Source organism: Arthrobacter sp. 35W (assembly GCF_000482545.1).
Classification (GTDB): Bacteria; Actinomycetota; Actinomycetes; order Actinomycetales; family Micrococcaceae; genus Specibacter.
The window spans coordinates 2572623-2587550 of sequence record NZ_KI519454.1 but is presented as its reverse complement, the minus strand read 5'-3'; the positions used below and the strand labels follow the sequence as shown (position 1 = coordinate 2587550).

Here is a 14928-nt window from a genome sequence, read left to right as displayed (position 1 = left end):
TACGTGGCGATCTTTACCGACCCCATCCGGGACAGCGCCGAGCTGGGCCCGGGCGATGCCGAGTGGCTCCACCTTTTGGTGGGGGACTGGCAGATGGTGGCGGACCTGTCCTTCGCCGACCTGGCCCTCTGGTTCCCGCACCCGGAGACGGGGTACGTGGCGCTGGCCCATGTGCGTCCCTCCACCAGCCACACGCTGTTCCACGCCGACTTTGTCGGCGAGGGCATCCGCAGCGACCTGGCTCCGCTGGTGACCAGGGCCTGGAAGTCGCAGGCGATTGAACGCTCCAGCGAAACCAACATCTGGAATGTCGACATGGCCATGCGGGTGGAGGCCATCCCGATGGTCCGCAACGGCCGCACCCTGGCCGTCGTCACCAGCCACATGGACCTCTCCAGCTCACGGATGCCCTCGCGGCTCGAGCTGACCTACCGCCAGTGCGCCCACGATCTGCTGAAGATGGGCACGCTGGGGCTGTGGCCCGACTTTGCCTCGCCCACCGGCTCGCGCCGCGGCGCCCCACGCGTGGGCGATGGGCTGCTGCGCCTGGATGCCGAGGGCATCGTCCAGTACGCCAGCCCGAATGGCGTCTCCGCATTCCGCCGCCTCGGCGATGTCGAATCCCTTGAGGGACGCTCGCTGGCCGAGGTCACCACGGCCCTGCTCAAGGACCGCCGCATGGTGGATGAATCGCTGCCGCTGGTGGTCACCGGACGGATGCCGTGGCGCACCGAAATAGAATCCCGCGGTGTCAGCCTGTCCCTGCGGGCCATTCCACTGCGCGACGCCTCCGAGCGCTTCGGCTCCCTGGTGCTGTGCCGCGATGTCTCCGAGCTGCGCCGCCGCGAGCAGGAACTGGTCACCAAGGACGCCACCATCCGCGAAATCCACCACCGGGTGAAGAACAACCTGCAGACTGTGGCGGCCCTGCTGCGCATGCAGTCCCGCCGCATGACCAGCGACGAGGGGAAGCAGGGGCTGGAACAGGCGATGCGCCGCGTCTCCACCATCGCCCTAGTGCACGAGACACTGTCCCAGGGACTGGCGCAGAGCGTGGACTTTGACGAACTCATCGACCGGCAGTTCCGCCTTTCGGCGGAGGTCGCCTCGCCCTCGCAGCGCGTGCACACCGAGCGCACCGGCGTCTTCGGTGAGCTCCCCAGCGACTTTGCCACACCCCTGGCCCTGGTCATCAACGAGCTGGTGACCAACGCCGTCGAACACGGCCTCCAGGACCGCGAGGGGACGGTGTGGCTGCGGGCAGACCGCAGCGTGAGCGAGACCGGTGTGGAGGTGTTGACGGTGTCGATCTCCGACGACGGCGTGGGCCTTCCCGAGGGGCCCCACGCCGAGGGCCTGGGCCTGCAGATTGTGCGGACCCTTGTCACCAGCGAACTGGGCGGAACCCTGGCCTGGTCGCCGCGGCCCGGCGGCGGAACCACTGTGGAGATGGAAATGGCCCTGGTGAGCCGGGGCTCCTGATCTGCCGCGCTTAAATACAGTAGGCCGCGGCGGCACCGGAATTCCGGTGCCGCCGCGGCCTTTTGCTGTGGTGTGCCTAGCTGGCGCGGCGGGCGCGGGCGGCGCGGCGCTTCATGGCGCGGCGCTCGTCTTCGCTGAGGCCGCCCCAGACACCGGCGTCCTGGCCGGACTCGAGAGCCCAGGCGAGGCAGGTGTCGACAACCTGGCAGCGGCGGCAAACGCTCTTGGCTTCCTCGATTTGCAGCAGGGCCGGGCCGGTGTTTCCCACAGGGAAAAAGAGCTCCGGGTCTTTATCGAGGCAGGCCGCGCGACTACGCCAGTCCATGCTGATCACTCACTCCTTTAGAAATGCGAGTCCGTGGCCTTGTGAAAAAATTCACTTGCCGACTCATAAGAAAGGGGCCTTCGATCGGCCCCTGGGTCACTCCGTTAAGCGTGTCATGTTAACTCGGCGTAAACAAGGGGTATTAGCCGTCAGATTGGCCATTTTGGCTGAGCTATGCGTCACATTGACGCAGCGCCCCATGGATGTCTCCCGACTATGTCCGGTAGGGTGCCCTTGTGTCAATACCCCACAATCCCTCCTCCGCCGCGCCCGGCCCCATGGGCTCCACGCCGCCCTCCGGCACCCGACCGTGGGGTGTCGTGGTGGTCGCCCTGGTGGTGGCCCTTGAGGCGCTGGCCCTGGCTGCCGCGGCCATCTGGTTCATCGTGGGGATCCTGACCTCCACGCCGGCGTCGCTGCCCAGTGCCATTTTCATGATCGTCCTGCTGGCCGGCCTTGCCGCGGGCCTCGGCGCTGTGGCGGTGAATCATTTCCGTGGATACCGTTGGACGCGTTCTGCTGCATTTGTTTGGCAATTGCTGATGCTGACAATTGCCATTCCGACGCTATTGTCGGACCAAATTCTTCTGGGAATTGTCCTGCTCGTTCCGCCGCTGGCCGTTCTGGTGCTGCTGTTCACGCCCAAGGCCGTCGCCTTCACTCTGAGGACCGGTGGCGAGCCTCCTGTTCTCTAGCTGCTGAGGCGTCCGCTGCGCTGGAGTGGACCCCGGCGGCGGCCGCCGCCGGGGTGGGGGACTGGTACCAGTGCGCGGTGCCCGCTTCCACCAGGACGGCCCTGCCCGGCGGCTCCCCACCGAGGGTGTCCAGCCTGGCCCCGAACAACTCGCCGTCCTGCGGCCTCGAGGGGGCCAGAACGATGCCTCGTGCGGGCGTACGCAGGCCCGGCAGCGGCAGTGACATGATCCGCGAAATGTTGGGCGCCAGCGTGGCCACTACCATGGCGCCGGCATCGAGCTCCCGCTGCACGGCCTGCAGAAGCACCGGCGGACACCTGTCCAGATCGTCCGCCAGTACGACGGCGGGCCGCGGGCCGGACGCGCCGCCGGCACGATCCGCATCCAGTGGAACGGCTGGGGGTTGGAGCCGGGAGAAGTGCATATCCGGATTGAGCTGTTCCAGTGCCTCCAAGACGCTGCTCTTACCCGACCCCGGGGCACCCAGCACGGGCAATACGGTTCCAGGCTCCAGGGCCACGCGGATGGGGTCGCCGCCGTCGCCGCCCAGCCCCAGCAGCAACCTTTGCCGGGGCGGAAGTCCCTCCTTGCCGCCGCAAGCATCGAGAACCTCTGCGACGCCGACGACGCCGGGCAGCGCCGCGATCCGCAACGGCAGCTCCACAACGGCCCCCTCCTGCAGGCCGTCCTGCCCCGCCGGGCATGGGCCGGCGGTCCGCGTCCGGTGCACCAGCTGGGCGGCCAAGCCGGTGGATTCCCCTGCTCCGTGGCGGACGGCCAGGGGACCAAAGAGCGCGGCTCGCCCGGGGACCGGTTCCATCTCGGGCAGCCTGGGCCACATGGACATCGATTCCACACTGGCACCGGCGGGAAAGTACAGCCGATGGAGGATGGCGCCGAAGAACCTGGCCGAGTGGAGTTCGCGTCCACCGCTGGCCAGCACCACCACCCGCAGGGCCCGGCCCGGGGCGCACAACTCGCCAATGAGGTCCTCGCACCAGGGCCACGGACTGCCCCGCAGCGCCGCCGCCCATCGACCCCAGGCGGAGATGCACAGGACCAGTGTCTGTCCACCGGCCGCCGCTGTGGACTGCTCGGGCTCCACCGGAGGCCGGATGGTCGGCGGAGGCGCAGTGGCGGTGTCGTTGAGCCGCTGGAGGAGCCGTGCGGCAGCCCTCAGTTCACCGGGGCCAAGGTGCGCCCCCACCCGGGGGTGTCCGCGCAGAGCGGACAGCGAGCCGTCTCCATCGAGGCAGTAGAGGACCGCCCCGCCCGGAAGCCCCGCCACCGCCTGCGCCGTGGCGGCCAGCGCGGAGGCGCAGCCGCTTCCCGCCTGGCCCAAAAGCGCCAGATGCGAATCCACGCCCGGTGCCCAGCCCAACAGGTCCACCCGCTGCCGGGAGGGTGCGTCCAGCAGACCCAGGACCGCCGCGGGCCCGGGGCCGGCATGGACGCCGACGCCTGTGGCCAGGCCATCGCCGCCGCCTGCCACGGCTGCCGCCAGGGCGACGGCCAGTGACTGCGCATCCAGACGCTGCGGGAGTTCGGGGGCCACCACGGGCGCGGGCGGCCGGTGCCGGGCCAACCTCTGGGCGGCTGCAAGCAGCGCCGCCACCGCATCGACGTCGGATGCTGCGGACGCCGGACCCGGCCCGCGTGCCGGTCCAGCGAGCAGGGCGGCGGCAGCCTCGGACACCATTACCTGGGCCGCATGCTCCGGCGGGGGCACCGAGAGGGCAGCCGTCTGGAACTCCACCGGAGCCTCGCCGGAGCGCCGGAGAAAGGCCCGCCCTGGCAGGGCTGCTGAAACGGCCGCCGCTGCTGGGCCGTCGATCACATCCTGCGAATCATAGGTGGACTGCACCCGCAGACAGATGGCGGTGGAGACATTCGCCCGGATGTCCGCCGACACGGCACCCTGGGGCCGCTGGGTGGCCATCACCAGATGGATGCCCAGCGAGCGGCCGACTGCGGCGATGCGCATGAGTTCCTTCATGGCGTCGGGGAACTGGTCCACCAGAACCCTGAACTCGTCGATGATGACCACCAGATGGGCCAGTGGGGCAGTGGCAGGGCCGCCGCCGGCCGTGCGTCGGTACACATCCACGTCGGCGGCGCCTGCGCGGGCCAGCGTGGCCTCCCGCCGTCGGATCTCGGCGCGGAGCGAGGCGAGGGTCCGGCCCATCCCGGCCCCGGCCATGTCCGTGACCAGCGAGGAGGCATGCGGGAAACCGCAGAGCGGGCCCAACGCTGCGCCGCCCTTGAAATCGAGAAAGAGGAACGACAGGTCCGCCGGAGAATGGGCCAGGGCCAGGCCGGCCGCGAGTGTCCGCAGCAGTTCCGACTTTCCGGAGCCCGTGGTCCCGGCCACCAGCAGATGCGGTCCGTCAGCCCCGAGGTCCACCGTTTCGGCACCGGCAGCCGAGCGTCCAAGGGGAACCGGAGCCAATGGGCCATCGGAGGTTTCATGCCAACGTCGGACAACGGCCTCGGGGGTGGCGTTGGCGGGTTCGGGTAGTACACAGAAGTCCGGCACCCCGGTCCGGCCGCGTGCCGCGCCGGTGCCAATGGGTCCACCGGCACCTCCAGCCTGCCGCGCGTAGCGGTCAAAGACCTCTGCTCCCACCAAATCCGGGGCAAACTGCGCACCGGCCCAGGCGCCGCGCAGCAGGCCGCCGCTGAAGGAGAGCGCCACTGCCGCCGGGGCGCCGGCTGCTGCCGGCCCGGTTGGCAGGGCGCGGATGACGGCGGGGCCTGCACCCGAACGGGCCATGGCCTGCAGAACAGGGTCGAACTCCGCCTGCGGACCGGCCACCACGACGACGGCGGGCGGACAGCCGGCCACCTCTGCGGCGAGGCCGGCCGCCGAGGCCGTGGTCCGCAGGCAGCCCAGGAACCGGGCGGACAAGAGCAGCGGATCCGGGCTTCCGCAGAGCACCGTGGGGACGCCCTCCGCGGCCAGCTGCATGAGGACAAACCGCAGCATCCCCGCAACGGCGGGGCCCGGTCCGTGGATGTCCATCCCCTCGAGTGGCACGCTGCACACCAGTGGCATCCCGTCGAGGCTGGGCGCCGTGAAGCCGGGATCGGGCGGCTCGAGGGCAATGTTGGCCGGCAGCAGGCAGCTTCCCAGCCGAAGGCGGACGGGGCCGGTGCGGGCCGCGGTGCGGACACCAGCCCCGTCCACATTGGAGCCAAGTGCGAGCTCTGCCGCGGACCGCCACCTCCGCAGGCGCCGTGCCGCGTCGCGCCGCGCGGCGTCCGCCAGTTCTGCGCGGTGCCGCTGCCGCTGCCGCCGGCCCGCAGCCAGGGGAACGAGGGCGGTTGCAGCACCCATGCCGGCGAAGGCCAGGAACATCCACTGCCTCGTCAGCACGGCCAGCGCCAGCCCCACCCCCAGCGGCAGGGCCGCCATGGCCGCCGCCGTCCACTGGGTGCGGGCGTTCGATCCCGGATGGCGGAGGACCAGCGGAGCGTCGTCGTCGGGCCCGGCGGCCAGGGCTGCCTGCCCGGGGACCACGAGGCGGCAGCCGGATCCGCCCAGCTTCAGCTCCTGCCCAGTGTCGATCCGCAGGCGTGTGGCCCAGGCACCGTCCACGCTGAAGCCTGCCTGTGCGGTGGTGGCGGTGAGCACGATGCCCGCCGGTTCCACGGCCAGGGTGGCATGGTGGCGCGCAAGCTGGGGATCGGCAAGTGGAATGTCAACGGATCCCCGCCCGATGCTGTACGTCCCGCGCTTCAGCGGCGCACACCGGCCCGCATCGGGCCCTGTGTGCACCGCGAGCACCAGGGACGGCCCAGGTTCCGGCGGCGGAGCGCCGCCGGCCACCACCACCGCCCCATTCGTGAGCGGCGCCGTGCCGGCGGCCAAGTCGTCCAAGGGAAGCCCAGCGATGGTAAACACCGTGACGTCCGCCACGGCATCGACAGTGGAGCGGAGCGCCACCGCGAGCTGCGCCCCGGAGGCGCCGTCGGGCAGTTCAACACTGAGTTCGACGGCGTCGAACCAGGAAACTTCAGGTGCTGCCACCAGTGTCAGTTCCCATCGCATCCGCCGCTTCCTCCCTTTGTGGTGGTGCCAGCGTAGGAGCCAGGATGGTGCGCCGGGGGCCGGGCGGGCTTTGCTGTGCGTTGCCCGTGAATCCCACCCAGGTGTGGAGGGACGGAGCGCCTGAAGCGCATGTATTCCAGGCGTTCCGGGCCTCTGGAGGTGGGCGGCATCATGGCACACCGGGGAAGTTGTTCCATAACAGTCGGGTAACCTAGGAGCGTAGATGTTGGCACCGCTGTGCCCATTCGCCACCACACAGGAGAGTTTGTGAACGCTGACCTCGTCGTCGTCGGTTCGGGTTTCTTTGGCCTGACCATTGCAGAACGTGCCGCCACCGAGCTGGGATTGAAGGTAGCGGTTCTTGACCGCCGCCACCACATTGGTGGCAACGCCTACAGTGAGGCAGAAGCGCAGACCGGAATCGAGGTGCACCGTTATGGAGCGCACCTCTTCCACACCTCAAACGAGCGTGTCTGGGAGTACGTCAACCGCTTCACGCAGTTCACCAACTACCAGCACAAGGTGTACACCTCCCACAATGGCGAGGTGTACCAGATGCCCATCAACCTGGGCACGATCAACCAGTTCTTCCGTTCCTCGATGGGCCCCGCCGAGGCACGTGCGCTCATCCAGGAGCAGGCCGGCGAGCTCGCAGGCACCGACCCGCAGAACCTGAACGACAAGGGCATCCAGCTCATTGGCCGCCCGCTGTACGAGGCATTCATCAAGCACTACACCGGCAAGCAGTGGCAGACCGATCCCAAGGATCTGCCGGCCGAGATCATCTCGCGCCTGCCCGTGCGCTACAACTACGACAACCGCTACTTCAACGACACCTACGAGGGTCTGCCGGTCGACGGCTACACCGCGTGGATTGAGCGGATGGCGGACAACCCCAACATCGAGGTCGTGCTCAACACGGACTTCTTCGACGACGGCGAATTCGGCCGCTCCTCCGTGCAGGGGCAGGTTCCCGTCATCTACACAGGCCCGGTGGACCGCTACTTCGACTACGCCGAGGGCGACCTCTCCTGGCGCACCATCGACCTGGAGCAGGAAGTGCTTCCGATCGAGGACTTCCAGGGCTGCGCAGTCATGAACTACCCGGATGAGGAGCAGAAGTACACCCGCATCCACGAGTTCCGCCACTTCCACCCGGAGCGCGACTACACCAAGGACGCCACGGTCATCATGCGCGAGTTCTCGCGCTTCGCCGAGAAGGGCGACGAGCCGTACTACCCGGTCAACACCTCCGATGACCGCTCCAAGCTGCTCGCGTACCGCGACCTGGCCAAGGGTGAGAAGTCGGTGCTGTTCGGTGGACGCCTGGGCACCTACAAGTACCTCGACATGCACATGGCCATTGGCTCGGCCCTGAACATGTACGACAACAAGATCAAGCCGCACTTCACCGGTGGCGCAAAGCTGGAAAGCGGAGGAGTGGACGCGTGAGCGTAGCGGAGGCCGCTGCCGACTGGGCCGTCATTCAGCGGGTGGTCCTGCCCACGGGGTCCCAGGTGGACACCCTGCCGCTGTACGTTGACGCCGGGTCTGCCAGCGGCATCCGCCTGCGCGAGAACGATGAACTCGCGCGTTCCCCGAAGCTGCCCGAAGACAAGCTTCAAATGTTCAGCTCCGGTGGGCCAACGGTGCATTTTGATGACATCGACTCCCGCCGTTCCATGACGGTGCGCGCCGGCGAGCAGGTTTCGTTCGGCACGTACTTCAATGCGTTCCCGGCCAGCTACTGGCGCCGCTGGACCGACGTCCGGTCCATCCGGCTTGAGGTCACCACCCGCGGCGACGGCACCGTCATGGTGAACAAGTCCAATGCGCGCGGCTCCCTCCAGCGGGTGGAGAGCGTGCACGTCGAGGGTTCGGCGACGACGGTCTTCGACCTGACGTTGGCGCCGTTCGGCGACGGCGGCTGGTACTGGTTCGACCTCGCGGCCGGCCACGACGGGCTGGTGCTTGAAAGCGCGCAGTGGACCACTGCGGAGGCTCCCCGGAGCCACGGCCAGGTGACCCTTGAAATCACCACCATGAACAAACCGGACTTCTGCCTCAACAACGCACGGATCCTCGCTGCGAACCCGGAGGCCTTGGAGAACGTCAAAGAGATCCTGATCGTCGACCAGGGCACCCAAAAGGTCCGGGACGAAGACGGCTTTGCCGACGTCAGTGCCGCCCTGGGTTCCAAGCTGCGCATCATCGACCAGGGCAATCTGGGCGGTTCCGGCGGCTTTGCCCGCGGCATGTACGAAGCCGTGCAGAACGGCAGCGACTATGCGCTGCTGCTGGACGACGACGTCGTGGTTGAGCCCGAGAGCATCCTGCGGATGCTCGCGTTTGCCGACCGCTGCAAGAACCCGACCATCGTCGGCGGCCACATGTTCGACCTGCACAACCGCAGCGTGCTGCACACCTTCGGCGAGGTGGTGGACCCGTACCGCATCGTGCCGTCCACGCCGCATGCGGACATGGAAATGCGCCACGATTTCAGCATCGCCAACCTGCGACAGACCTCCTGGCTGCACCGCCGCGTGGATGTCGACTACAACGGCTGGTGGATGTGCATGATCCCCACCGCCGTAATCCGTGAGATCGGCCTGTCGCTGCCGCTGTTCATCAAGTGGGACGACGCCGAGTACGGCCTGCGCGCCCGCGAGGCCGGCTTCGCGACGGTGTCCCTGCCCGGAGCGGCTGTGTGGCACGTCTCCTGGTTGGACAAGGACGACATGGTGGGGTGGCAGTCCTACTACCACGAGCGCAACCGCCTGATCACGACATTGATCCACAGCCCCTACCCCAAGGGTGGAAGGGTTCTGCGTGAATCGGTGCAGGCCGACGTCAAGCACCTTGTATCGATGCAGTATTTCACCGAGCATGGCCGGCTTGAGGCGCTGAAGGACATCTTCAAGGGTCCCGAGCAGTTGCACGCCACCTTGGCCACGAAGCTGCCCGAAATCAATGCGCTTCGGGCCCAGTATGCCGACGCGCAGTTGAAGGAAAACGTCGACGACTTCCCGGCACCGAAGATCGGCCGCGGCCCGATGGGTGGAACCCCCATCGGCCTGCCCCGCAAGAAGGATCTGGTGTCCTGGGGCGTCAAGACTGTGGCCCGCCAGCTCGTTTCCTCCCCGGACCCGTCATCGGCGGAACGTCCGCAGACCGTGCTGGCACACCGGGACAGCCGCTGGTTCCGCCTGGCCCACTTCGACTCCGTCGTGGTGACCAATGCCGAAGGAACCGGCATGTCCTGGTACCGCAGGGACCCCAAACTGCTGAGGTCCATGCTGGCCGAGTCCGCCCGGCTGCACCTGCGCCTGGCACGCGAGTGGGACGAACTGGGGGAGCGCTACCGCGCCTCCGTGGCCGAGATCACGTCGATGGACGCCTGGAAGAAGACCTTCGAGCAGCATTCCCCGGATGGTCTCTAAATGGCGGCCGTCAACAATGATCTGGCCACGCCTGGCAGCGGGCGGGGGCTGCTGGATGTCTATTCCAACCGCTTCCTGCTGAAGCTGCTGGTCCGCAAGGAAATCAAGGTCCGCTACAGGGGATCGGTGCTGGGGCTGCTCTGGTCCTACGTCAAGCCCCTGATGCAGTTCCTGATCTACTTCGTGGCGCTGGGCATCTTCCTGAATCTTCAGAAGGCAACGCCCAATTACGCCATCTACCTGTTCTCGGGCATCGTACTGGTCAACTTCTTCACGGAAACCCTTGGCAATGCCACCCGGTCGATTGTGGACAACAGGGATCTGATCCGCAAGATCTACCTGCCACGCGAGCTGTTCCCCGTCTCCACCGTCTGGGTGTCGGCGGCGCATTTCCTGCCGCAGGTCCTCATTCTTGTGGGGGCCGGCCTGCTGGTCGGGTGGACGCCGTCGGTCCTCCAATTGCTCGCAGCATTGGCTGCCTTCATCATCGTCGCCATCCTCGGCACGGGGCTGGGGCTGCTATTCGGTGCCATCAACGTCTACTTCCGGGACTCGGAAAACATCGTCGACATGATCCTGATGGTCGTCACCTGGGCGTCTCCGGTGCTGTACCTGTGGACGATGGCCCGCGATGCCTTGGGAGGGTGGTTTGTGCTCTACCAGGCCAACCCGATGACAGTGGCGGTGGAGATCTTCCACTGGGCCTTCTGGTACCCAACGTTGAAGGCGGACCAACTGGGCATGGCCGAGATGCCGCCCAACCTGGTCGGCCTGTGGCTGCCCGTCTCGCTGCTCGTATCCCTGGCAGTCCTGTTCGCCGGCCAGCTGGTCTTCCGCCGTCTGGCCGTCCACTTTGCCCAGGAGCTTTAGCATGACCGCCTCCACTACAGTCGCCGACAACGTTGCCATCACCTGCCGCAATCTCCGCAAGATTTTTGTGCTGCGCCACACGCGGTCCATGAAGGAGTCCATTGTCTGGCTCCTCAAGGGCCGCAAGGGGGATTTGTCCAAGAAATTCGATGCGCTCAAGGATGTTTCCCTGGACGTGGTCCAGGGTGAGACGGTTGCCCTGCTCGGTTTGAACGGATCGGGCAAGTCGACGCTGCTGAAACTGATCTCGGGCGTGCTCCAGCCAGACGGCGGAACGGTCCAGACCCGCGGCCGCGTCGCAGGCCTGATTGAGGTGGGGGCCGGCTTCCACCACGATCTCAGCGGCCGCGACAACGTCTACTTGAACGGTGCCATTCTCGGGATGACCGAGAAGCAGATCGACACCATGTTCGACTCCATCGTCGAGTTCTCCGAAATTGGGGAGTTCATCGACACCGAGGTGAAGTTCTATTCCTCGGGCATGTATTTGAAACTGGCGTTTTCCATTGCGGTGCACACCGATCCCGAGGTGTTCCTGATCGATGAGATTCTTGCCGTTGGCGACGAGCCGTTCCAGCGCAAGTGCATCGTCAAGATCAAGGAGCTTGCCGCCGCTGGCAAAACGCTGTTTGTCGTCAGCCATGACCTGGATCTGGTGTCGACTGTCTGTGAACGCGGCGTCCTGCTCGAACACGGCAAAGTGGTGATGGACGGCGAGGTGCACAGCGTGGTCAAGGAATTGCGACGCCGGTCTGCCGAAGTCGTCTGACGCCGCCTTCGGGCTGCTGAACGCAAATAGAGGAGTTGAGTGACGTGCAGTGGCTAAGCACTGTACCGGCCATGGCGTGCGCCCTGGCGGTTCTGCTGGTGCCGGGCCTTGGGCTGGCCTGGTTCCTGCGCATGAGGGGTTTCGCCGTGGTGGCGGCCGCTCCCGTGCTGTCGGTGGCACTGATTGCCGTCGCAGCGACCATTGCACCCTTCCTGTCGATTCCTTGGTCGCTGCTGCCCGTGGCCGCCCTGACGGTGCTGGCATGCCTGGCTGCCCACTTCGCGGGAGTTGCCGCAAGCCGGACCACCCCGGGGTTTGTGCAGCCCCGGGCGATGGACAGGCGGTTTGCCGCCGCTGCGGCAGGTGTCCTGCTGGCCGCGGCCCTCATTGGTTCCCGCCTGCTCTACGCCTTTGGATCGATGGAGAACATCTCCCAGACGTACGACAACATCTTCCATCTGAACGCCATCCGCTACATCCTTGACACCGGGCAGGCATCCTCGTTCACAGTGGGCGGGTTGACAGGCATACCGTTCTATCCGGCCGGCTGGCACGCCGTGGTGTCCCTGACGGCTCAGCTTTCGGGAGCGGGGATCCCGGTTGCCGTCAACGCCACCAACCTCGTCATCGGTGCCGTGGTGTGGCCCTTGGGCAGCATTCTGCTCTGCCAGCAGGTGCTGGGCCAATCCCGCCTGGCCGCCGTGCTGGCCGGTGTCGTCTCTGCGGCCTTTGGCGCGTTCCCGCTGATGATGGTGGACTTCGGGGTCCTCTACCCCAATCTCCTGTCGATTTCGCTGCTGCCCGCCGCCCTGGCTCTGGGCATCCAGGTTTTGGGGCTTTCGGTGGTCCCGGACATGCCACCGCTGCTGAGGTGGCTGGCATTGGTCATCGCGCTCCCGGCCGTGGCACTGGCGCACCCCAGCACGTTGATGGCCTTCTTTGCGATCATGACGCCGGCCGTGCTGTTTGTTTTTGCCGCAGCGTGGCGTCGCTGGCGCCGGGACTGGCCTGCGGCGCGCCGTCGTGCACTGGTTTCCTCGGGTGGCCTGCTGGCTGGGATCCTCCTGCTTGGCGCCGTATGGCAGGCCGTCCGGCCGGAGGAAGGTGCAGCGTTTTGGCCGCCCATCCATTCTCCGCTGGGGTCGTTGTGGGAGCTGCTCACCAACTCCCTCATGAACCGTCCGCCGGCAGTGCTGCTTTCCGTTTTGGTGGTGGCCGGCGTTCTTGCGCTGTTGAGGCAGCGCCGGTTCTGGTGGGTGTTGGGGATGTTCGCAGTGGTGTGCCTGCTGTTCCTGGTGGTCTCCTCGTTCCGGCCGGGCCGGATCCGGGACTTCATCACGGCGATCTGGTACAACGACAGCTATCGGCTCGCTGCCCTTGTCCCGTCGGTGGCCGTCCTGGTGGCCACCGTTGGAGCCGTGTGGGCAGTCCGCTGGATTGCCGCCCGCATCGGGCAGCTGCGGCCCCGGACGGCTGGCCCGGGAGCGGCAGGCCTGGCTGGAAAAGCCCCGTGGAAGCCGGCGGCGGTTGCCTCGGTGGCTGCAGTGGTTGTGGTGTTGGTCCTGACCCAATTCGGCAATGTCCAGTACGCGACCCAGAGCGCCCACCGGAACTATGAACTCCGTGCGGATTCGCCGCTGCTGACCAGCGATGAAATGGCGGTGCTCAGGGATGTTGAGACCCTGGTGCCCCGGGACGCCGTCATCGCCTCCAGCGCCTGGAATGGGAGCGCGCTGGCCTACGCCATTGCCGGCAGGCGGACCATCCAGCCCCACGTCCTGAGCAGCAATTTCACGCTGAACGACAAGATCGTCCTGGACAGCCTGCGTGACTCGGCGACGAACCCGCTCGTCTGCCCGGCAGTCAGGGAACTGCACGTCGCCTACGTGCTGGACTTCGGCCATCAGGAAGTCAACGATGGTTCACACCCGGCGCCGGGGCTGGACAACCTGGCCGATTCCGGTGTGGCCACGCTGCTCTCCCGGCACGGCGACGCGCAACTCTTCAGGTTCACGGGCTGCCAATAGCTGCTGCGAACATGGCCATGTCGGCCGGGATTGCCCAACTGGGTAGAATGGGAAAGGTTTGCTGACGGCTTTTGGCGTGTCCGCCTTCGCTACCGGACGTCCGATGGATTTGGCACGTCGAGACAAAACATCGAACGAGAACGGAAGAGCAACGATGACTGAGAGCGGGCTTCCCGGCAAAAGGATGACCGGGCGGCGCCAGTTTCTGGCGGGTCTGGCAGTCCTTCCCTTCGGTCTGGCCGGGTGCAGCGTTGCCGGGGCTGGCGGCCCGACGCCGACCGTTTCGGCCGATCCCGGTGCCTTCCCCGCCACCATCCGCCACGCCTTTGGCGAGACAACCATTGCCAAGCAGCCCGTGCGCGTTGCCACGCTGGGCCTCGGTGCCAACGACAGCTGCCTTGCTTTGGGCGTGGTTCCTGTGGCCATGCCGCTTTCCAAAGCCAAGCCCAACGGATCAACTCCGTGGTTCGACCTGGCCCTGCTGGGCTTCGGCGTCGATGTGCCGATGCTTCTGGACGAAGACAAGGAGCTGCCTGTCGCAGCACTGGCGGATCTTGGTCCCGATGTGATCCTCGCCGTCAACTCCCGCCTGACGCGGGAGGAATACGAGCAGCTGTCCAAGATTGCACCCGTGGTGGCCTATCCAGCCGCGCCGCTGGACACCGACTGGCGCACCTCGCTGGACATGGTGGCACAGGCCCTTGGCCGTTCCGCAAAGGCCGCGGAAGTCCGCAAGGCCACGGAGGCCAGCATCACCGATCAATTGGGGAACTACCCGGACCTCAAGGGATCCAGCTTTGTGTTCGCCAAGGTCCGCTCCGCGCTTGGCGCCGCCTTTGAAGTGTTCGGGACCGAGTCCAACCCCGTGCGGATTCTGAAGGAATTCGGTGTCGCGGCAGCACCATCGATGGACCTCGTCCAGTCACAGGGCACGGCGCTGCACCCCGGCGGCACCGGTCCGCAGACCTACGAGTGGCCCCGCGGCCGGGCTCCGGAGTTGGCTGCCGATCTGGCGGTGTTCTCCATCGTCCACGAGGAGCGGGCCGGCGTCCTTGGCAGCGGAATCCTCAACGAGGTCCCGCCGTTCAAGAACAACAACTTCGTCCTCGTCGACTCCGCGGACAACGGGTTGGCCCTGGAGACTGCCTCGCCTCTCTCCGTCCAATGGGTGGCCAAGAACCTGCTCCCGCAGGTGGCGCAGGCCGCCTACGGTGCGAAGAATCCGAAATAGGCTTCCGCAGCCGCTGCGAAATGATGCGGGTCCGCTGA

General features: G+C 66.8%; 10 protein-coding genes. 8 read left to right on the top strand and 2 right to left on the bottom strand.

The genetic code is table 11. From position 1 onward, the window contains the following. Nucleotides 1-3 precede the first annotated feature (3 nt). Nucleotides 4-1482: a sensor histidine kinase gene (locus K254_RS0111570; RefSeq protein ID WP_026555500.1), complete on the top strand. Its 1479-nt coding sequence runs from the start codon at nucleotides 4-6 to the stop codon at nucleotides 1480-1482. Nucleotides 1483-1558: 76 nt separating this feature from the next. Here K254_RS0111570 and K254_RS0111565 read toward each other — a convergent pair whose 3' ends face one another. Then, on the bottom strand, nucleotides 1559-1807 hold the full coding sequence (locus K254_RS0111565; RefSeq protein WP_026555499.1) for a WhiB family transcriptional regulator: 249 nt from the start codon (nucleotides 1805-1807) through the stop codon (nucleotides 1559-1561). 236 nt (nucleotides 1808-2043) lie between these two features. On the opposite strand from K254_RS0111565, the gene K254_RS0111560 reads away from it, so the two are divergent. After that, complete coding sequence (locus tag K254_RS0111560; protein ID WP_035749251.1) at nucleotides 2044-2502, top strand: hypothetical protein; 459 nt, start codon at nucleotides 2044-2046, stop codon at nucleotides 2500-2502. Here the strand turns inward: K254_RS0111560 and K254_RS22960 are convergent. Continuing rightward, a complete protein-coding gene (locus K254_RS22960) occupies nucleotides 2465-6553 on the bottom strand; it encodes an FtsK/SpoIIIE domain-containing protein (protein WP_035749248.1) in 4089 nt (1362 codons plus the stop codon). The two genes, K254_RS0111560 and K254_RS22960, sit on opposite strands and share 38 nt — an antisense overlap. A gap of 267 nt (nucleotides 6554-6820) precedes the next feature. Here K254_RS22960 and glf point away from each other — a divergent pair, with 267 nt between their 5' ends. From glf to K254_RS0111525, 6 genes are all read left to right on the top strand, one after another. Then, nucleotides 6821-8005, top strand: a complete 1185-nt coding sequence (glf, locus tag K254_RS0111550; protein ID WP_026555497.1) for a UDP-galactopyranose mutase — start codon at nucleotides 6821-6823, stop codon at nucleotides 8003-8005. Next, the gene (locus K254_RS0111545) at nucleotides 8002-9993 is read left to right on the top strand and encodes a glycosyltransferase (protein ID WP_035749246.1); all 1992 of its coding nucleotides are present in this window, start codon (nucleotides 8002-8004) and stop codon (nucleotides 9991-9993) included. Before glf ends, K254_RS0111545 begins: the two co-directional genes overlap by 4 nt. Continuing rightward, nucleotides 9994-10863, top strand: a complete 870-nt coding sequence (locus tag K254_RS0111540) for an ABC transporter permease (RefSeq protein WP_026555495.1) — start codon at nucleotides 9994-9996, stop codon at nucleotides 10861-10863. 1 nt (nucleotide 10864) lies between these two features. Continuing rightward, nucleotides 10865-11632 carry an ABC transporter ATP-binding protein gene (locus K254_RS0111535; RefSeq protein ID WP_035749244.1) on the top strand — a complete coding sequence of 256 codons (768 nt, stop codon included), beginning with the start codon at nucleotides 10865-10867 and terminating at the stop codon, nucleotides 11630-11632. Between the two features lie 44 nt (nucleotides 11633-11676). Then, on the top strand, nucleotides 11677-13659 hold the full coding sequence (locus tag K254_RS0111530; RefSeq protein WP_035749242.1) for a DUF6541 family protein: 1983 nt from the start codon (nucleotides 11677-11679) through the stop codon (nucleotides 13657-13659). A 154-nt stretch (nucleotides 13660-13813) separates the two neighbouring features. After that, on the top strand, nucleotides 13814-14890 hold the full coding sequence (locus tag K254_RS0111525) for an ABC transporter substrate-binding protein (RefSeq protein ID WP_155848515.1): 1077 nt from the start codon (nucleotides 13814-13816) through the stop codon (nucleotides 14888-14890). Nucleotides 14891-14928 lie beyond the last annotated feature (38 nt).